Source organism: Achromobacter semiaridum, assembly GCF_053543755.1.
Map to the genome: position 1 here is coordinate 1 of NZ_JBLVOL010000009.1, position 18,354 is coordinate 18,354.

The following is an 18,354-nucleotide window of genomic DNA, read 5'->3' on the forward strand; positions in this document are numbered from 1 at the left end:
GGGCGCTGGCCGCGGCACAGGCCACGGCCGCCGACCTGGCCGGCCAACCGCCGGCCGCATTGCGCCTGACCAAGGCCATGATGAAACGCGCGGATCGATCAGCCATCCAGGAAACGCTGGACTACGAAGCCCAGCAGTTCCGCGCCCGCCTGCAAACCGAAGAGGCGCAGGCGGCGTTCGCGAAGTTCTTCAAGAAATAGCGGACGACGCGCGGGGGATTGCAGGCGGTTGAGTCCACGCCCCCCCGCGCGCCGCATCAAAACGGCGAATCAGGCCGGAAATTGGGTGCCCGACGTTCGCGCAGGGACTGGATGCCTTCCTTGACGTCCGGCCCGCCAAATCCCATGAATTCCAGCGCCAGCGACGTATCGAAGCTGGGGCCGGCCATGCGCAGCCAATTGTTCAGCGAATACTTGGTCCAGCGGATGGCGGTTTGCGATCCGGCGGCCAGCTTGTTGGCCACTTCAAAGGCGCGGGGAATCAAATCGGCTTCATCGACGCACAGCGACACCAGGCCGATGCGTTCGGCTTCTTCGCCCGTCACGGTTTCGCACAGCATCAGGTAGTACTTGGCCTTGGCCATGCCGCACAGCAGCGGCCAGACGATAGCGGCGTGGTCGCCCGCCGTCACGCCCAGGCGGGTGTGGCCATCGATGATGCGGGCGTCGCGCGCGGCAATCGAGATGTCGGCCAGCAGGCCGGCTACCAGCCCCGCCCCCACCGCCGCGCCGTGCATGGCGGACACGATGGGCTTGTTGCAGTTGATGATGTTGTAGACCAAGTCGCGCGCTTCGCGCCAGACGCGGGTGCGCACGTCAAAATCGTCGGCCATCTGCTGCACCAGCTCCAGGTCGCCGCCTCCCGAAAAGCCCTTGCCTTCGCCACGGATCACCACGACTCGGGTGTCGGGGTCGGTGTCGATGTCGCGCCAGATGTCCGCCAGCTCGCGGTGCATGCGGTCATCCGCCGTGGACAGCTTGCCGGGCTGGCCGCCCTTGGCGCCCATGATCAACTCCAGCACGCCACCGGGGTGCCGGCGCAGCTTCAGGGATTCATAGGCTGAATAGTGTTGCAGCGTGATATCGGTCATTGTCTACTCCGGGGTTGTCGGGGGCTGCCGGGCGTACAGGCCGGCATGTTTTTGCGCACTATAGTGGATACACGAACGCCGCCCAGCCGCTTGTCCCCAGGAGCCTCAGCCAATGAACACCCCCGCCCCGACCGCCGGCGCCCCCATTGACCGCGCCAGCCTGCCAGCCCTGTTCGCCCCCCGCGACGCTGACACGCACAAGGGCAGCTTCGGCACGGTCGGCGTGGTGGGCGGCGGCCCCGGAATGACAGGCGCGGCACTGCTCGCCGCCCGCGCCGCCTTGTTGACCGGAGCGGGCAAGGTGCTGGTGGGCTTTGCGCAGGAAGCGTCGCCGCTGGCTTGCGATCCGCAACAGCCGGAATTGATGCTGCGCGATGCCCGCTCGCTGCTGGACACCGATTGGGGCGTGACTACCTGGGTGGCGGGTTGCGGCATCGGGACCGGCGGGCTGGCGGCCAACGCCCTGTCGGAACTGTTCGTGCTACGGCGCCAAACCCCGCTGGTGCTGGACGCCGACGGGCTTAACCTCTTGGCCAGCGGCGGCATCCAGCCCAATTGGGGCGCCGGCCCGGTTGTGCTGACGCCGCATCCTGCCGAAGCCGGCCGCCTGCTGGGCATCCCCGCCGCCCAGGTGCAGGCGGACCGCCCCGGCGCCGCCTGGAAACTGGCACAGCGCTATCAATGCTGGGTGGTGCTGAAAGGCGCGGGCACGGTGGTCTGCCACCCGGCTCGCGGCATCCGGGTCAATACCAGCGGCAATCCCGGTTTGGCCACGGCCGGCACCGGCGACGTTCTGGCAGGAATGCTGGGATCTTTATTGGCACAGACGCTGCCCGAGGATCAAGCCGTGCCCGGCGCCGTCTGGCTGCACGGCGCGGCGGCGGATGCGCTGGTGGCAGCCGGTGTGGGCCCGATCGGCCTGACCGCCTCAGAGCTGCCAAACGCGGCCCGCGCCCTGCGCAATGGCCGCTAAGTCCCCGTCAAATAAACATTTTTACAACATACTAGGGTTTTCCCTAAAACAATCATTGCGCCGCCCCTAGGGTTATCCCTATAATGGTTTTCACCAAGACGAAACGGACTGGAGAAAGACCATGACTGAACTGACCCTGAATAGCACTGCCCGCCTGACCGACGCGCTGGAGCGCGACCTGCTGCGCGGCGCCCTCGAAAATCAACCCAATTCCCACCCGCTGACCAGCCTGAAGAAGGCCGGCCAAGCCGTGATCGCCGCTGTTGCTGGCGTGTTCGCCTTCATCGACGAAGTCAACGAATCGATGAACAAGGCGCGCGCCGCCAGCTCGCGCTTCTCCGGCTCGCAGTGGTAAAAACAGCCGCGCTGGGCTGAAATCGCGACGATCTCCCGCGATTTCGCCCGGCGCGCTGTCGTTGCACGGCCCGCTTGCCAGCCAAGCGCCCCGGCAACGAGTATCTGGCGCCGTCCCTCACAGGCGCCTTCGCGCCGCGCCGGTTCCCGTGATGTACAACGAGAACCCTCGCGGCGCCCTCTTTGGCCCTGCGCCACCCCCCTCTTCTCGGCGTTTTCCCTAGCGCCTGGTTCGCCGTTCTTCATTGACAGCGCGCGAAGCCCCTACCGATAATCGGCCCCTTGCCGTCGTGCCTGGCGCCTTCCCCTTCCCAAAGCATCTCTTGCGGTCGACACGCTGTGTTTGCCCCGGCCTTGGTGGTTGTCGCGCAGGCACGATCCGGTTCGTTATTCCTCCGGAGTTGTCACCATGAAGTTGCGCACCACCCTGGCCCTTGTGGCCGCCGCCATTCCCTTGGCAGCCGCCCAAGCCCAGACGCTGAAGATCGGCCTGTCGGCCGAACCCACTTCGGCGGACCCCCACTATCACAAGATGACGCAGAACGACGCGTTCTCGGCGCACGTCTACAGTTCGCTGGTGGGCCGCAGCGCCGACATGAAGTTGACGCCCCAACTGGCCAAGTCCTGGAAGAACCTGGACGACCTGACCTGGGAATTCAAGCTGCGCGACGACGTCAAGTTCTCGAACGGCAAGCCGTTCACGTCCGAAGACGTGCTGTTCACCATCTGCCGCACGCTGAACAACGAAACCAACGTGTCGCAGTCCTACATGGACATGACCAAGCGCATCACGGACGTGCAAACGCCCGACGCGCACACCGTCATCATCAAGACCGGCGAGCCCTTCCCCCTGATGCCCGCCGAGCTGGCCCGCTCGCTGCCCATCGTCTGGAACGGCATTGTCGAGCACGGCAAGCTCACGTTCGATCCCAAGAAGGGTTGCGGCGTGACGGGCCCGTGGCCCACGGTTGCCGACTTCAACAACGGCAAGGATTCCATCGGCACCGGCCCCTACACCCTGAAGTCCTACGTGAAGGGCACCGGCATCGAGCTGGTCCGCAACGAGAACTACTGGGGCGAGAAGCCGCACTGGAAGGAAGTGAAGTTCGTGCCGGTGCCCTCCGCCGGCCCGCGCCTGACCGGCCTGCTGTCGGGTGACTTCGACATGATCGAAAACCCGGCCGCGCGCGACCTGCCGCGCCTGAAGGACAACCCGAAGTTCGGCTTTGTGGCCACGCCGTCCACCCGCCTGGTGTTCTTCCAGCCGGACGTGGGCCGCAACCCCAGCCCGTTCGTCAAGAGCGCCGACGGCAAGAACCCGCTGCAAGACCTGCGCGTGCGCAAGGCGATTTCGATGGCCATCGACCGCAAGACCATCACCGCCCGCATCATGGACGGCATGGCCACCCCGGCCTACCAGTTCATGCCCGACGGCATGTTCGGCGCGCTGCCCAAGGCCCCGGAAATCAAGTACGACCCGGAAGGCGCCAAGAAGCTGCTGGCCGAAGCCGGCTACCCGAACGGCTTTGAATTGACGTTGTCGTCCACCAACGACCGCTACGTCAACGACGGCCAGGTCGCTCAAGCCGTGGCGCAATACCTGGCCCGCGTCGGCATCAAGACCAACGTGGACGCCATGACGGCATCCATCTATTTCCCAAAGCGCGCCAAGCGCGAATTCAGCTTCTCGATGGGCGGCTGGCCGGCGGAAACGGGTGAAGCCTCGGCGTTGTTCCAGCTGTGGGTTGCGTCCCTGGATTCGCCCAACAGCCTGGGCACCAGCAACTACGGCGGCTTTTCCAATGCCGATTTCGACAAGGTCTACAAGCAGGCCATCGTGACGGTGGACGCGACCAAGCGCGAGAAGCTGTTGCAGGAATCCACCCAGATCGCCCTGGACAACGTGCCGCTGATCCCGCTGCACTTTGAAAGCAGCATCTGGGCCTTCCGCAAGGGCATCACCTACGAAGGCCGCCGCGACCAGTACACCCTGGCCACGTCCGTCACGCCCGACAAGAAGTGATCCACCGCGTCTGAACCAGGAAACGGCTGCCCTGCGCAGCCGTTTTTTTTGGTCGGATACCCTATACAATTCCCCCGCTTCATCGGAGTTGCCATGCCCACGCCTACCCCCGCGGCCCGTCCGCGCCCTTTTCTTTTAGCCTGTCCGGATTTGTCGGCCGAACGCTTGGGCAATACGGATACGCCCGGCGTCTGGCATTTCGATTCCGGCGTGCCCGGCAAGCGCGTCATGTTGAGCGCGCTGATCCACGGCAACGAGCTGTGCGGCGCCTGGGCCCTGAAAGAAGCACTGACGGCCGGGCTGCGTCCCCGCCGGGGTACGCTGACGCTGGCCTTCTGCAACCTGGCCGCATTCGACCGCTTTGATTCCACCAACTACGCCCCCGCGCGCTTTGTCGACGAAGACATGAACCGCGTCTGGAGCGACGACAAGCTGACGGTGCCCATCAGCCAGGAACGCCGCCGCGCCGCGCAAATCCGTCCATGGGTCGAACAGTCCGACTGGTTGCTGGACTTTCATTCCATGAGCAATTCCGACGTGCCGCTGCAACTGACCGGCATGGCACAGCGCAATATCGACCTGGCCCTGGCGCTGGGCAACCCCGCCACCATCATTGCCGACGCGGGCCATGCGGCCGGCGTGCGCATGCGCGACTATGGCCGCTTTGGCGAGGCCGGCGACAACGGCACGAGGTCCTTGCTGATTGAATGCGGCTTCCATGGCGCGCCCGAAGCGCGCGGCGTGGCGGTGGACCAGATGGCCCGCTTCCTGCTCCAAGCCGGCACGCTTGACCGCGCGGACATCCCCGCCGGCTGGATCGAACCTGCCGCGGCCCCACAGCGCGCGCTGCGCGTGACCCACGCCGTTGCGGCAAAAAGCGCCGACTTCCGTTTTGCCGAACCCTGGAAAGGGTTGGAAACGCTGGCCACCGCCGGCACCGTCATCGGCTGGTCCGAAGGCGAACCGGTCGTCACTCCGTATGACAACTGCGTGCTGATCATGCCGTCCACCGCCAACCTGCGGCCCGGCGTGACCGTCGTGCGGCTGGCGCAGCCTATTGGCTGATTGACACCCACAGGCACCAACGAGCGGCGCCCATCCACGAGGCGCCGCCGACCATTCAAAACAAGGGAAAGCATGTCCATCCAGGTATCCACCCGCAGCGCATTACTGGCCTTGGCCTGTACGTTGGCCGGCGCCCCCGCCGCCATGGCCCAGACGACGCCGACCACGTTGAAGATCGGCCTGTCGTCCGAGCCCACTTCGATGGACCCGCACTACCACCAGGCCACGCCCAACGATGCGATGACCTCGCACATGTTCGAGACGCTGGTGGGCCAGGACGCCAGGATGGACCTGATTCCGCGCCTGGCCACGGGCTGGAAGGCGCTGGACGACACCACCTGGGAATTCACGCTGCGCGAGAACGCCCGATTTTCCAACGGCCAGCCCTTCACCGCACAGGACGTCATCTTCACGTTCTGCCGCGTGATGAATAACGAACAAGCGATTGGCGGTTCGTACCCGGCGATTGTGCAGAAGTTTGCCGACGTCCAGGCGCAAGGCAGCAACAAGCTGGTCATCAAGACGCACAAGCCCTATCCGCTGCTGCCCAATGACCTGACCCGCACGGCCATGCTCTGGAGCGGCATCGTCGAACACGGTTCCATCACCTTCGACTTGAAGAACAAGTGCGGCGTGACCGGCCCCTGGCCCACCGTTGCCGACTTCAATGGCGGCCGCGATGTGATCGGCACCGGCCCGTACACACTGAAGTCCTATGTGAAGGGCACGGCCATCGAGCTGACGCGCAACGACGGCTATTGGGGTGACAAACCCGCCTGGCAGCACGTCAAGCTGATCCCCGTGCCGGCCGCCGGCCCGCGCCTGACGGGCCTGTTGGCCGGTGACTTCGACCTGATCGAAAACCCCGCCGCGCGCGATGTGAAGCGCATTTCGGAAACGCCGGGCTTCGGCCATGTGATCACGCCGTCGGTGCGGGTGGTGTATTTCCAGTTTGATGTGGGCCGCAGCCCCAGCCCCACCGTCAAGGCCGCCGACGGCAAGAACCCCTTGCAGGACGTGCGCGTGCGCCGCGCCATTTCCATGGCGATCGATCGCAAGACCATCGCCGCGCGCATCATGGACGGCGCCGCCACGCCCGCCAACCAGTTCCTGCCCGACGGCATGTTCGGCACGCTGCGCCATCCGCCCGAACTCAAGTACGACCCTGAAGGCGCCAAGAAACTGCTGGCCGAAGCCGGCTACCCCAACGGCTTCGACCTGACCATTTCGTCCACCAACGACCGCTACATCAACGACGCCCAGATCTCGCAGGCCGTGGCGCAGTACCTGTCGCGCGTGGGCATCAAGACCACGGTCGACGCGATGACGCGCTCGGTGTATTTCCCCAAGCGGGCCAAGCGCGAATTCAGTTTTGCCATGGGCGGCTGGTCGTCTGAGACGGGCGAGGCGTCGTCTTTCCTACAATACTGGGTCAGCCGGTTCGACAAAGAGCACGGCCTGGGCACCAGCAACTATGGGGGTTACGACAACCCCGAGTTCGACGGCGTGTTCAAGCGCGCGCTGGTGACCGTGGACCCGGCCGAGCGGGAAAAGCTGCTGCAACAGTCGCTGGCGATTGCGCTGGCCGACCTGCCCAGCATTCCCCTGCACTTTGAAAGCAGCATCTGGGCGTTCAAGAAGGGGCTGGTCTACGAGGGCCGTGCGGATCAGTACACGCTGGCCATGTCGGCCCGACCGGCCAAGTAGTCGCCCAAGTAATCGCCCAAGTAAGTAAGCAACCAAACAACCCAACCCACTCAACACGCCAAGCCAACACCCGGCGCGCCAAGAAACCCTGAGCCCACCAAGGAAATCATCACGTGGCCTTGTTCATCCTGCGCAGACTGATCCAGAGTCTGTTCGTACTGCTGGCCGTATCGGTCGTGGTCTTTTTCGCGGTGTATGCCGTGGGCGACCCGATCGAACTGCTGGTCAGCCCCGAAGCCAGCCAGGCCGCCCGCGAGGCGATGATCGCCCGCCTGGGCCTGGACCTGCCCGTGTGGCAGCAATACACCGGGTTCCTGTGGCGCGCGCTGCATGGCGACCTGGGCACGTCGTTCGTGCACGGCATCCCGGCCATTGAGCTGATCGTGCAGCGCATTCCCGCCACGTTCGAACTCGTCATCGTGGCCATCATGCTGACCTGTGTGATCGGGATTCCGCTGGGTCTGGTGGCCGGCCTGTACCGCGACGACTACCTGGGCCGCGGCATCATGGCGTCGTCGGTGCTGGGCTTTTCGCTGCCGAACTTCTGGCAGGGCATGATGCTGATCCTGCTGTTCGCCGTGTGGCTGGGCTGGCTGCCGGCCACGGGGCGCGGCGACACCGTCACCGTGCTGGGCGTGCGCCTGTCCATCCTGACGGCCGATGGCTGGTCGCACCTGATCATGCCGGCCATCAACCTGGCGCTGGCCAATATCGCGCTGGTCCTGCGCCTGACGGCCTCGGGCGTGGTCGAGGCGCGCAGTCAGGACTACGTGAAATTCGCGCGCGCCAAGGGCGTCAAGCCCGGCCGCATCGTGCGCCGCCACATTCTGCGCAACATCCTGATCCCGGTCGTGACCGTGATCGGCATGGAATTCGGCAGCCTGATCGCCTATTCCACCATCACCGAAACCGTCTTCGCGTGGCCCGGCATGGGCAAGCTGCTGATTGACAGCGTCTACCAGCTGGACCGCCCGGTGGTGGTCGCCTACGTGATGCTGGTCACCCTGATCTTCGTGGTCATCAACCTGGTTGTGGACATCCTGTACGCGGCGCTCGACCCGCGCGTGCAGCTGGTGGCCCCCGCTCAATAATCCGCCATGGCTAACTCTCCCAATCCCGGCCGCACCCGCACCGTCCAGCCTCTGGCCGAGACCCCGCAGCGCGCCTCCATCCTGAAAAAACTGCATGCGCGCCCCACCGTGCGCGGCTCGGTCATCGCGCTGGCCATCCTGATCATCCTGGTGGTGTTCGCGCCCTACTTCGCGCCGCAGAACCCCTATGACCTGGCCAACCTGTCGCTGATGGACGGCCGCCTGGCGCCGCGCCAGGCGCTGATGGACGGCAGCATCGCGTGGCTGGGCACCGATGACCAGGGCCGCGACATGCTCAGCGCCATCCTGTACGGCCTGCGCATCAGCCTGATGGTGGGCTTGTCGGCCGTGGTGCTGGCCACCGCCATCGGCGGCGCCATCGGCCTGATCGCCGCCTATGTCGGCGGCCTGGTCGACACCATCCTGATGCGCATCGTTGACTTCATCCTGGGCTTTCCCACCATCCTCGTGGCGCTGGTGCTGCTGGTGGTGCTGGGACGCGGGGTGGACAAGGTGATCCTGGCGCTGGTGCTGGTGCAGTGGGGGCACTACGCCCGCATCATGCGCAGCCGCGCGTTGCAAGAGCGCCGCAAGGAATACGTGGAAGCCGCCGCCAACCTGGGCTTTCCGGCCTGGCGCATCATGGTGTTCCACCTGCTGCCAAACTGCCTGGGCCCCGTCATGGTGTTCGCCACCATCCAGATCGCAACCGCCATCGCGCTGGAAGCCACGCTGTCCTTCCTGGGCGTCGGCGTGCCGATCACCGAGCCCTCGCTGGGCCTGTTGATCTCCAACGGATTCCAATACCTGCTGTCCGGCGATTACTGGATCAGCCTGTTCCCCGGCATTGCGCTGCTGGTGCTGATTCTTTCCATCAATATCGTGGGCGACCGCCTGCGTGAAAGCCTGGACCCCAAACGATGACGCCCACCCCCGAAGCGCGATGCGCTTCCCCCTCAAGGGGGCATGCCGGCGGACCGGCAAAGCCGGCTCCGCGGCATCCCGATGGCGCGACTCCCGTGGCATACGCTGCGGGTAGCCTGTGGCGCAATGGACTACTGAAATGAGCGACATTCTTCTTGATGTGCGCGGACTGCGCACCGCATTCCATACCGAAGCCGGCGCGTATCTGGCCGTTGACGGCGTCGACCTTACCGTTCGCCGTGGCGAAATCGTGGGCCTGGTGGGCGAATCGGGTTCGGGCAAATCCGTGACCGGCTTCTCACTGCTGGGCCTGATCGATCCGCCCGGGGAAGTCGTCGACGGCGAAGTGAAGTTCAAGGGCGCCGACCTGCGCAAGCTGACGGAAGAGCAGATGCGCCAGTTGCGCGGCAACCGCATCGCCATGATCTTCCAAGACCCCTTGATGACGCTGAACCCGGTGCTGCGCATCGGCGAACAGATGATGGAAGCCATCCTCACGCACGAAAACGTGTCGCGCGCGCAAGCCGAGGAACGTTGCCGCGAGGCGCTGGCGATGGTGGGCATACCGTCGCCGGAATCGCGCTTGAAGAGCTATCCGCACGAGTTCTCGGGCGGTATGCGCCAGCGCGTGGCAATTGCCATCGCCATGCTGAACAAGCCCGACCTCATCATCTGCGACGAACCCACGACCGCGCTGGACGTCACCATCCAGGGCCAGATTCTTTACCGCATGCAAGAGATCTGCCGCGAGCACGACACCGCGCTTATCTGGATCACGCACGACCTGGGCGTGGTGGCTGAACTGGCCGACCGAGTCGCCGTCATGTACGCCGGCCGCATCGTTGAAAGCGGCCCGGTCGAACAGGTGCTGGCCGCGCCGCGCCACCCGTACACGCGCGGCCTGCTTGATTCGATGCCCGGCGCCACGCAACCCGGCGCGCGCCTGCACCAGATCAACGGCATGGCGCCCAGCCTGGCGGGCCGCCCTTCGGGCTGTGCGTTCAGGCCGCGCTGCCCCAAGGCGGTCACGCGCTGCACCGAACAAGCCCCCTCCGTTACCACCGAAGGTCCGCGCAGCTACCGCTGTTACGTGCCGATAGCCCGCGAGGCACAGCAAGCATGAGCCAAGCCGATACTCCCGTCATCGAGCTCAAGAACGTCCACAAGCGATTCGAACAGCGCCCCGATCTGGCCCAGCGCATCCTGGCCCTGACCGGCCGCCCGCTGGACCGCCGCACGGTGTATGCCGTGAACGGCGTGGACCTGTCCATCAAGCGCGGCGAAGTCGTCGGGCTGGTGGGCGAGTCCGGTTGCGGCAAGTCCACGTTGGGACGCGTCGTGGCCGGCCTGCACCGCCAGACCGAAGGCGAACTGCTGTATCAGGGCCGCGATGCCGTGCGCCTGCGTGGCGCCGACAAGCTGGCCTATACGCTGGGCGTGCAGATGATTTTCCAGGACCCGCAAGCGTCCTTGAACCCGCGTCAGCGCCTGCGCCAGATCCTGGGCGAATCGCTTAAGGTCCACAAGCTGGCGCCGCCGGCCGAGATCCCCGCGCGCATCGACCAGGCCTTGAAGGAAGTGGGCCTGGACGCCGAATACCGCGACCGCTTTCCCCACCAGATTTCCGGCGGCCAGCGCCAGCGCATCGGCATCGCCCGCGCGCTGATGGTGGCGCCCAAGTTCCTGGTCTGCGACGAGCCCGTGGCCGCGCTGGACGTGTCGATTCAGGCGCAGGTGATCAACCTGTTCATGGACCTGCGCGAGCAGCACGGTTTCACTTACCTGTTCATCAGCCACGACCTGGGCGTGGTCAAGCACATCTCGGATCGTGTCGCGATCATGTACCTGGGCAAGATCGTGGAAATCTCCACGTCGGCCGAGATCTTCGCGCGCGCCAACCATCCCTACACCCAGGCCCTGATGGCCGAAGTGCCGGACGTCTCCCGCCGTGGCCGCAAGTTCACGCCGATCAAGGGCGAAATCCCGTCGCCGCTGAACCCGCCGCCGGGCTGTACCTTCAACCCCCGTTGCCCCCACGCCATGCCGCGCTGCCGCGAGCAGGCGCCGGTCCTGAAAGAAATCTCGGCGGGCCACTGGTCGGCCTGCCACCTGAACGAAGCGAGCGCCTGATGAAACCCTCCGACATGTCCAACGTGGACCGCATCGCCATCGAAATGGGCCATGCGGGCCGCAACACCATCCAGTACATCGACGAAGACCGCAATTCGGATCGTCCGTTCAAGCTGCAAACGTATCGCCCGTATGGCTACACGCCCGACCGCCCGGTCGTCATCGTGCAGCACGGCGTGCTGCGCAACGGCGATGAATATCGCGATTTCTGGGTCGAGGCCGCCGACAAGCACAAGCTGCTGATCGTGGCGTTGACGTTCTCCAACGAAATCTGGCCGGGCGTGGAAAGCTACAACAACGGCCGCGTGTTCTCGGCCGGCGGCAACCCGCGCCACATCGACGGCTGGACCTACGCGCTGGTGGGCAACGTCATCAAGGACATGATTGCCGGTGAAATCACCGACGGCCAGAACGTCTACCTGTTCGGCCATTCGGCCGGCGGCCAGTTCGTGCACCGCCTGATGAGCAGCCAGTCGCACGCGCCGTTCAAGGCCGTGGCGGCGGGCAACCCGGGCTGGTACACGCTGCCCACGTTCGACTATCCGTTCCCTGAAGGCATGGACGGCGTGGGCTTGACCGAAGACCACCTGGTCAAGCTGCTGGCCTATCCGATGACGATCCTGGCCGGGGACCAGGACATCGCCACCGACGACCCCAACCTGCCGTCCGAGCCCGCCGCCATGCGCCAGGGCCCGCACCGCTTTGCGCGCGCGCAGAACTACTACGACTTCGGCAAGCGCGAAGCCGAGCGCCGTGGCGTGCCGTTCGGCTGGACGCTGCAAGTGGTGCCCGGCATCGGCCACGATGGCCGCGCCATGTCGGCCGTGTGCGCCAGCTTGTGGTTTGACGGCCAGATGCCCGATGCCGCCGAACTGGCCCGCCTGGCCGGTCAGCAGGTCGCCTGATCGTCTTTTTCCCTTTCATTGCTGAAACCCGATACCGCCATGTCCAACACCCAAAGCACTGAACAGATCGTCGCCGGCATTCAAAGCTGGCTGCAATGCGAATCGCCGTCGAACTACCCCGACGGCATCGCCGCCATGGCGCGCATCATCGCCGACTACGCGGCCGCCGCGGGCTTGAGGGTGGAACTGTCGTCGCTGGGCTCCACCACGGGCCCGTTGCTGTACGCCACCAACCGCGCCCCCGGCGACACGCGCCCCGGCATCCTGATCCTGGCGCACATGGACACGGTGCATCCGGTGGGCACGCTGCTGGAGAACCCGGTCCGTATCGACGGCGACCGTCTTTACGGCCCGGGCAGCTACGACATGAAAGCGGGTATCTATCTGGCGTTGACGGCGCTGGCCGGCGTGGCGCGCCCCGGCGCGACGCAGCTGCCGGTGGACTTCCTGGTGGTACCCGACGAAGAAACAGGCAGCCATGCCTCGCGCGTGCACATCGAACGCTTTGCCGCCAACGCCAAATACGCGCTGGTGTGCGAACCGGCCCGCCCGAACGGCGGCAAGTGCGTCACGGCGCGCAAGGGCACGGGCATGTTGAACCTGAACGTAAAGGGCCGCCCGGCGCACGCCGGCATGCAGCACGAAAAGGGCCGCAGCGCGATTCGTGAAATGGCGCATCAGGTGCTGGCGCTGGAAGCCATGACCGATTACGACCGTGGCATCACGGTCAGCGTGGGCACCATCGCCGGCGGCACGGTTACCAACACCGTGCCCGCGCTGTGCCGCTGCGTGGTGGACTTCCGCGTGCCCGACATGGGCGCGGCCGAAGACGTGCTGCGCCGCATGCGCGAACTGTGCGCGGTGGGGCCTGACGTTGAACTGGACATCAACGTCGAATTGAACCGCCCGCCGATGGTCAAGACGGAAGCGGCGGCAGCCTTGCTGGCCTTGGTGCAAGGCTACGCGGACCGCGCCGGCTTCCTGCTGGAAGATGCGCCCATGACGGGTGGCGGCAGCGATGCCAACTTCACCTCTGCGATGGGCATCCCCACGCTGGACGGCCTGGGCGCGGACGGCGACGGCGCGCATACCTTGAACGAGTACGTGCTGGTGTCCACGCTGGAACAGCGGTTGAAGTTCTGGGAATTGCTGCTGCGCGAACTGGCCTGAAGAACGGGCCGGGAAAGCGGGCCGGTGACTTCCGGATTCACCGGCCCGCCTCAGGCCCCACTCAGGCCTCACCATTCAATCCACGTCAACGCTACGCCCATCCGCCATGTCCGACACCTCAGACAGCGCCATTGCCTACGGTCTTGCCACGCTGGCGGCCGACGGCACCGTCCTTGACACCTGGTACCCGCGCCCGTCGCTGGCCGATCACACGCCGGCGGGGGGCACGCGCCACCTGACGCCAGAGGAAGCGCGCGCGGCGCTGGGCGAACACGTGCCCACCGCGCTGGTGCGCGACACGCGCCGCAAGGTCGATATCGTGGCGGTGCGCACGGCCATCGCGTCACTGGCTGCGCCACCGGCAGACGCGCACGATGCCTACCTGCGCCTGCACCTGCTCAGCCACCGCCTGATCCGGCCGCACGAGGCCAACCTGGACGGCTTGTTCGGCGTGTTGTCCCACGTGGCATGGACCTCTGCCGGGCCGTGCGCGGTGGATCAGGTCGATGCCCTGCGCTGGCAATTGCGCGCCACCGGGCAGGTGCTGGAAATACGAGGCGTGGACAAGATCCCCCGCATGACCGACTACGTGGTGCCCAGCGGCGTGCGCATTGCCGACACGGCACGCGTGCGGCTGGGAGCGTACCTGTCGCCAGGCACCACCGTGCTGCACGAAGGCTTCTGCAATTTCAACGCCGGCACGCTGGGCGCTTCGATGGTCGAAGGCCGCATCAGCGCGGGCGTCATCGTCGATGACGGCAGCGATATCGGCGGCGGCGCGTCCATCATGGGCACGATGTCGGGTGGCGGCAAGCAGGTGGTGTCCATCGGCAAGCGCTGCCTGCTGGGCGCCAATTCCGGCATCGGCATTTCGCTGGGCGACGATTGCGTGGTGGAAGCCGGCTGCTACATCACGGCGGGCACGCGCGTGTTGACGCCCGAAGGCGCCGTGGTGAAAGCCGCGTCGCTGGCGGGCCGGCACGGCCTGCTGTTCCGCCGCAATTCACAAACCGGTGTGGTGGAAACCTTGGTGCGCACGGCGGCCTGGGGCACGTTGAATCCGGCGCTGCACGCCGGGCATTAATCTCGCCGCGCAGCATGCAAAAAGGGCCGCTCGTAGCACGATGGCGGCCCTTCTTCATTGCGTTTCAAGCGCGCCCGTTACGCCGCTTGAGGGCAATGCCCTATCAGGCGTATTCCGCCGTCTGGCCCAGCTGGTCGTACACCAGGTTCACCAGCAGATCCGAGCTGAGAATACGCGTGGCCACGCACGAAAACACCGTCTTGCCGCTATCGTCTTGCAGCGTGATGGTTTCGGTCCAGTCGTTCAGGTCGATACGCTGCAACGACTCGTAAGGCCAGGTGGCGCCATCGATATGCAGGCCTTCGGCCGACAGGGCCAGTTCCTGCGTCTGCACGCCGGGAAACTCACCGGACTTGATATACCGGAACGCAACGCGCTCACCATCGGCCATCAACGCTTCCAGCACGGGCAGGCGCTGCGCGACATAACGCGAGCGGAAGGCATCCATGAACTGGGCGAAGTTGCTGACCTCGCCGGACACGATGGTCCAGTCTTGCGCCAGCTTCGTACGGTAGGCAAATTGGTTGATCGGACCTGCCGTTGCGCCCGCTTCGGCGGGGAACAGGCAAAGATCCAGGACATCCGCGAACGCGGTGTAGCGGCGCGTGTCGCCTTGTTGGCAGACCACGCCTTTGTCATGCAATTCAAAGCGAACCGGGGCGCTCCCCGTGTGCGTAAACACCGCCAATGCGTCTGAGACCTGCGGGGTTTTGCTATCTGTCATGCAACTTCCTTATTGAGTTGGGGTGCTTTCGCGGCCCAGGACGTCGCACCGTCATGCGACACGCATTCTCGCTTATATGAGCGAAGCGTGCTTGATGACCCCTATTTATCGGCCAATTTCGCTGATTTCTGGTGCAATCCGGCGGTTTCACGCGGGATCAGCGGCCGCGTCACGGCCCCGGCGCAATCGGCGCAAACGGGTAATGCCGCACGTCGCCGCCCCCGGCGATGATCGCGGTGGCCTCGGGCACCTCTTCCCAGACGCCGGGCATCTCGCTCAAGGGTTCGGACAGCAGCAAGAACGCGTTCTCGTCCAGCGCGGCGATCTGCGGGTCTTCCGGATATAGCTCGCGCAAATGGCGCACGCAGGTGTTGTGGAACAGCGTGCGCGATTCCGCCTCGCTGGAATAACGCACCGCAATCAGCCGGTGCCCGTCCAGCGCGCACACCGTCATGTTGATCGGATGCGTCACGCCGTGGCGGCGGCCCGTCTCTTCCACGGCACCCACCATGCGGGCCAGCGCGCGGATAGGGTCTTCGTCCAGGCCGAAGGTCAGCGCCAGCAGAAACATCACTTCCGAATCGGTGGACCCTTCCAATGAGCCGAAATAGGCGGGCGCGATCATCAGCATCAGGTCGCGGCGCAGCAGCGGATAGTCGCGAATGACCCCGTTGTGCACGAACAGCCACTGCCCGTGGCGAAACGGATGGCAGTTGGTTTCTTGGGCGGGCGTGTCGGTGGCGGCGCGGATGTGCGCCACGAATAAAGGCGCGTGGATGGCGCGCGCCGCTTCGCGCAGATTACGGTCGTTCCAGGCGGGGTGCACGCTGCGGTATCGAAACGGCGGCTCGATGTGGCCATCGTACGGTCGGCTGTACCAGCCCAGCCCGAAGCCGTCGCCGTTGGTCGTGGTGGCGCCCAGCCGCGCGTGCAGGCTTTGGTCGATCAGCGAATGCTTGGCCTTGAACAGCACGCTTTCCATCTGCAAGGGACTACCGGTGTAAGCCAGCCAACGACACATGATGCGCTCCTTCAAGACGGATTTTCCCAGTGTAGAAGCCAGCCGCAATTTTCTACAAGCCTGGCGGCGCGCACCCCGGCACAGTGACGCTTTTGCCCAATAAGCCGGAACCCCATCGTGAACACGCTCTTATCCGTCCCCGCCCTGCAAATGGGCTTTTCCAGCGACAACATTGCAGGCGCCAGCCCCGAGGTCATGGACGCGCTGCTGCGCGCCAACGCCGGGCAGGCCCCGGCCTATGGCGGCGATGACGGCACGCTGAACGTGCAGCGCCGCCTTGCCGACATCTTTGAACACGAGGTGGACGTGTTGCTGGTGCCCACGGGCACCGCGGCCAATTCACTCAGCCTTGCCACGCTGACGCCGCCCTGGGGCGCGGTGCTGTGCCACACGCAAAGCCATATCGCCAACGATGAATGCGGCGCGCCCGAGTTCTACACCAACGGCGCCCGCCTGACCCTGCTGGGCGGCGACAATGCCAAGATCGACCCCGTCCAGCTTGCGGACCACGCGCGCCGCAAGATGGGCGACGTGCACACCGTCCAGCCGTCCTGCGTCAGCATCACCCAGGCCACGGAGACAGGCAGCGTCTACACCCTGGACGAGATCCAGGCCATCAGCGGCGTCTGCCGCGATGCGGGGCTGCCCCTGCACATGGACGGCGCCCGCTTTGCCAACGCGCTGGTCAGCCTGGATTGCACGCCGGCGGAAATGACGTGGAAGGCGGGCGTCGAAATCCTGTCGTTCGGCGCAACCAAGAACGGCGTGCTGGGAGCCGAGGCCATCGTGCTGTTCAAGCCCGAACGCGCGCAGGAACTGGCGTTCAGGCGCAAGCGTGGCGGCCATCTGTTTTCAAAGATGCGGCTGTTGTCGGCGCAGATGCAGGCGTATCTGGACAATGACCTTTGGCTGCGCAACGCGCGCCAGGCCAACGCCATGGCTGCGCGGCTGGCGGCCGGCATGCAAGGCTTGCCCGGCGTCGCGATGCAAGGCAAGGCGGACGCCAACATCCTGTTCTGCCAGCTGCCCACCGCCGCCATCGACGGGCTGCTGGCTGACGGCTTTCGCTTCTATCACGACCGCTGGGGCCCCGGCGTCGTGCGCCTGGTGACGTCCTTTGCCACCACGGAACAGGATGTGGATCATTTCCTGTCCGCGTTGCGCGCTCGGGTGGGCTGAGACCGGCAACAATTACGTTGGCCGCCAGCCGGCCAGCGCGCGCCGAGCGCCCGCGTCGTTTTCGCGGTCGGCCTATGCCGACGGCTGATACGCCGACGGCGGTGCCCCGTAGGCGGCGCGGAAGGCGCGGTTGAAATGGCTTTGGTCATAGAAGCCCACGTCGGCGGCCACCTCGGCCACCGACAGGCGCGCGCCGGCCAGCGCCGCGCAGGCGCGTTCCAGGCGCAGTCGGACCAACCACGCGTGCGGCGTCAACCCCGTGCTGTGCGTAAAACGTCGTAGAAACTGAAAGCGGCTCAGCCCGCAAAGCCGGGCCAGGTCGTCCAATGAAATCTTGTCGGCAAGATGCGCCAGGCAGTAATCGCGCACGGCCCGTTGATGCGCGGCCGACAAGCCGCCCTTGACCGCTTGCGGCTTGACGGTGCGCGTGCGCACGAACAGGTCGGCCATCACGCTCAGTGCCTGCGCTTGCCGCGCCAGCGGCTCGTCCGCCGCACCGGACATCCACACGTTGTGCAAAGCCATGAAGCGCCGCGCAAGGTCCGCGTCCTGCACCAGCGTGCCAAGGAACCGTTCCTGCGCGGCGGTAGCGGAAACGTCTTCAATGCAGGTGCGCATCAGCGCCGCCGAGATACGGAACGTCTTCAACACATAAGCCGCGCCGTGCTCGCCCGCGCCCGAGCCATCATGGATTTCACCGGGCGGCATCAGCGCGATGCCGCCCGGCCCCAGCAAAATGCTCTGCCCGCGAAAGCACTGCCGCTGCACGCCCTGCGTCACCAGACCAATGTGATAGTCCTCGTGATAGTGGCGGTCAAACTCAAACTGGCAAAGCCGCGCCTGCCCCAGCACCAGCCCCGGCGTGCCGCGCACCGGCAGATAGCGGACGTCGTCTTTAAGCGGGGCAGGCATGC

General features: G+C 65.6%; 17 protein-coding genes and 1 pseudogene. 14 read left to right on the forward strand and 4 right to left on the reverse strand.

Features of this window, described 5'->3' with window-relative positions:
* Window positions 1-200: pseudogene (locus ACNPP0_RS02335) on the forward strand (enoyl-CoA hydratase); the annotation flags it as partial.
* A 56-nt stretch (window positions 201-256) separates the two neighbouring features.
* Here the strand turns inward: ACNPP0_RS02335 and ACNPP0_RS02340 are convergent.
* Window positions 257-1,090 carry an enoyl-CoA hydratase/isomerase family protein gene (locus tag ACNPP0_RS02340; protein WP_046806609.1) on the reverse strand — a complete coding sequence of 278 codons (834 nt, stop codon included), beginning with the start codon at window positions 1,088-1,090 and terminating at the stop codon, window positions 257-259.
* Between the two features lie 112 nt (window positions 1,091-1,202).
* On the opposite strand from ACNPP0_RS02340, the gene ACNPP0_RS02345 reads away from it, so the two are divergent.
* From ACNPP0_RS02345 to dapD, 12 genes are all read left to right on the forward strand, one after another.
* Complete coding sequence (locus ACNPP0_RS02345; protein ID WP_448704918.1) at window positions 1,203-2,063, forward strand: NAD(P)H-hydrate dehydratase; 861 nt, start codon at window positions 1,203-1,205, stop codon at window positions 2,061-2,063.
* 121 nt (window positions 2,064-2,184) lie between these two features.
* Window positions 2,185-2,418 (forward strand): hypothetical protein, encoded by a 234-nt coding sequence (locus tag ACNPP0_RS02350; RefSeq protein WP_332612448.1) that lies wholly within the window; start codon window positions 2,185-2,187, stop codon window positions 2,416-2,418.
* A gap of 408 nt (window positions 2,419-2,826) precedes the next feature.
* Complete coding sequence (locus ACNPP0_RS02355) at window positions 2,827-4,440, forward strand: ABC transporter substrate-binding protein (RefSeq protein ID WP_448704919.1); 1,614 nt, start codon at window positions 2,827-2,829, stop codon at window positions 4,438-4,440.
* Window positions 4,441-4,533: 93 nt separating this feature from the next.
* Complete coding sequence (locus ACNPP0_RS02360; RefSeq protein ID WP_448704920.1) at window positions 4,534-5,505, forward strand: M14 family metallopeptidase; 972 nt, start codon at window positions 4,534-4,536, stop codon at window positions 5,503-5,505.
* 72 nt (window positions 5,506-5,577) lie between these two features.
* Window positions 5,578-7,212: an ABC transporter substrate-binding protein gene (locus ACNPP0_RS02365; protein WP_332612452.1), complete on the forward strand. Its 1,635-nt coding sequence runs from the start codon at window positions 5,578-5,580 to the stop codon at window positions 7,210-7,212.
* Between the two features lie 113 nt (window positions 7,213-7,325).
* Complete coding sequence (locus tag ACNPP0_RS02370) at window positions 7,326-8,303, forward strand: ABC transporter permease (protein ID WP_046806614.1); 978 nt, start codon at window positions 7,326-7,328, stop codon at window positions 8,301-8,303.
* 6 nt (window positions 8,304-8,309) lie between these two features.
* On the forward strand, window positions 8,310-9,227 hold the full coding sequence (locus tag ACNPP0_RS02375; RefSeq protein WP_332612456.1) for an ABC transporter permease: 918 nt from the start codon (window positions 8,310-8,312) through the stop codon (window positions 9,225-9,227).
* Window positions 9,228-9,366: 139 nt separating this feature from the next.
* On the forward strand, window positions 9,367-10,350 hold the full coding sequence (locus ACNPP0_RS02380) for an ABC transporter ATP-binding protein (RefSeq protein ID WP_448704921.1): 984 nt from the start codon (window positions 9,367-9,369) through the stop codon (window positions 10,348-10,350).
* Window positions 10,347-11,357, forward strand: coding sequence for an ABC transporter ATP-binding protein (locus ACNPP0_RS02385; RefSeq protein WP_332612458.1), 1,011 nt, complete (start codon window positions 10,347-10,349; stop codon window positions 11,355-11,357). Before ACNPP0_RS02380 ends, ACNPP0_RS02385 begins: the two co-directional genes overlap by 4 nt.
* Complete coding sequence (locus tag ACNPP0_RS02390; protein ID WP_332612459.1) at window positions 11,357-12,262, forward strand: alpha/beta hydrolase; 906 nt, start codon at window positions 11,357-11,359, stop codon at window positions 12,260-12,262. Before ACNPP0_RS02385 ends, ACNPP0_RS02390 begins: the two co-directional genes overlap by 1 nt.
* Window positions 12,263-12,301: 39 nt before the next feature.
* Window positions 12,302-13,432: a M20 family metallopeptidase gene (locus ACNPP0_RS02395; RefSeq protein WP_448704922.1), complete on the forward strand. Its 1,131-nt coding sequence runs from the start codon at window positions 12,302-12,304 to the stop codon at window positions 13,430-13,432.
* 106 nt (window positions 13,433-13,538) lie between these two features.
* Window positions 13,539-14,516: a 2,3,4,5-tetrahydropyridine-2,6-dicarboxylate N-succinyltransferase gene (gene dapD, locus ACNPP0_RS02400; RefSeq protein WP_448704923.1), complete on the forward strand. Its 978-nt coding sequence runs from the start codon at window positions 13,539-13,541 to the stop codon at window positions 14,514-14,516.
* 103 nt (window positions 14,517-14,619) lie between these two features.
* Here dapD and ACNPP0_RS02405 read toward each other — a convergent pair whose 3' ends face one another.
* Both ACNPP0_RS02405 and ACNPP0_RS02410 read right to left on the reverse strand, forming a co-directional pair.
* The gene (locus tag ACNPP0_RS02405; RefSeq protein WP_332612462.1) at window positions 14,620-15,240 is read right to left on the reverse strand and encodes a hypothetical protein; all 621 of its coding nucleotides are present in this window, start codon (window positions 15,238-15,240) and stop codon (window positions 14,620-14,622) included.
* A 169-nt stretch (window positions 15,241-15,409) separates the two neighbouring features.
* A complete protein-coding gene (locus ACNPP0_RS02410) occupies window positions 15,410-16,261 on the reverse strand; it encodes a class II glutamine amidotransferase (protein ID WP_046806622.1) in 852 nt (283 codons plus the stop codon).
* A 150-nt stretch (window positions 16,262-16,411) separates the two neighbouring features.
* On the opposite strand from ACNPP0_RS02410, the gene ACNPP0_RS02415 reads away from it, so the two are divergent.
* Window positions 16,412-17,440, forward strand: coding sequence for a threonine aldolase family protein (locus ACNPP0_RS02415; RefSeq protein ID WP_448704955.1), 1,029 nt, complete (start codon window positions 16,412-16,414; stop codon window positions 17,438-17,440).
* A 72-nt stretch (window positions 17,441-17,512) separates the two neighbouring features.
* On the opposite strand, the gene ACNPP0_RS02420 is transcribed toward ACNPP0_RS02415, so the two are convergent.
* Complete coding sequence (locus tag ACNPP0_RS02420) at window positions 17,513-18,352, reverse strand: helix-turn-helix domain-containing protein (RefSeq protein WP_448704924.1); 840 nt, start codon at window positions 18,350-18,352, stop codon at window positions 17,513-17,515.
* Window positions 18,353-18,354 lie beyond the last annotated feature (2 nt).

What these genes read in the sequence shown, in the direction of transcription:
- ACNPP0_RS02410 (WP_046806622.1), bottom strand. Translation starts at nt 16,261, where the DNA reads ATGTGTCGTTGGCTGGCTTACACCGGTAGTCCCTTGCAGATGGAAAGC.
- dapD (WP_448704923.1), top strand. Translation starts at nt 13,539, where the DNA reads ATGTCCGACACCTCAGACAGCGCCATTGCCTACGGTCTTGCCACGCTG.
- ACNPP0_RS02365 (WP_332612452.1), top strand. Translation starts at nt 5,578, where the DNA reads ATGTCCATCCAGGTATCCACCCGCAGCGCATTACTGGCCTTGGCCTGT.
- ACNPP0_RS02415 (WP_448704955.1), top strand. Translation starts at nt 16,412, where the DNA reads ATGGGCTTTTCCAGCGACAACATTGCAGGCGCCAGCCCCGAGGTCATG.
- ACNPP0_RS02390 (WP_332612459.1), top strand. Translation starts at nt 11,357, where the DNA reads ATGAAACCCTCCGACATGTCCAACGTGGACCGCATCGCCATCGAAATG.
- ACNPP0_RS02345 (WP_448704918.1), top strand. Translation starts at nt 1,203, where the DNA reads ATGAACACCCCCGCCCCGACCGCCGGCGCCCCCATTGACCGCGCCAGC.
- ACNPP0_RS02405 (WP_332612462.1), bottom strand. Translation starts at nt 15,240, where the DNA reads ATGACAGATAGCAAAACCCCGCAGGTCTCAGACGCATTGGCGGTGTTT.
- ACNPP0_RS02375 (WP_332612456.1), top strand. Translation starts at nt 8,310, where the DNA reads ATGGCTAACTCTCCCAATCCCGGCCGCACCCGCACCGTCCAGCCTCTG.
- ACNPP0_RS02355 (WP_448704919.1), top strand. Translation starts at nt 2,827, where the DNA reads ATGAAGTTGCGCACCACCCTGGCCCTTGTGGCCGCCGCCATTCCCTTG.
- ACNPP0_RS02340 (WP_046806609.1), bottom strand. Translation starts at nt 1,090, where the DNA reads ATGACCGATATCACGCTGCAACACTATTCAGCCTATGAATCCCTGAAG.
- ACNPP0_RS02420 (WP_448704924.1), bottom strand. Translation starts at nt 18,352, where the DNA reads ATGCCTGCCCCGCTTAAAGACGACGTCCGCTATCTGCCGGTGCGCGGC.
- ACNPP0_RS02395 (WP_448704922.1), top strand. Translation starts at nt 12,302, where the DNA reads ATGTCCAACACCCAAAGCACTGAACAGATCGTCGCCGGCATTCAAAGC.
- ACNPP0_RS02350 (WP_332612448.1), top strand. Translation starts at nt 2,185, where the DNA reads ATGACTGAACTGACCCTGAATAGCACTGCCCGCCTGACCGACGCGCTG.
- ACNPP0_RS02380 (WP_448704921.1), top strand. Translation starts at nt 9,367, where the DNA reads ATGAGCGACATTCTTCTTGATGTGCGCGGACTGCGCACCGCATTCCAT.
- ACNPP0_RS02385 (WP_332612458.1), top strand. Translation starts at nt 10,347, where the DNA reads ATGAGCCAAGCCGATACTCCCGTCATCGAGCTCAAGAACGTCCACAAG.
- ACNPP0_RS02360 (WP_448704920.1), top strand. Translation starts at nt 4,534, where the DNA reads ATGCCCACGCCTACCCCCGCGGCCCGTCCGCGCCCTTTTCTTTTAGCC.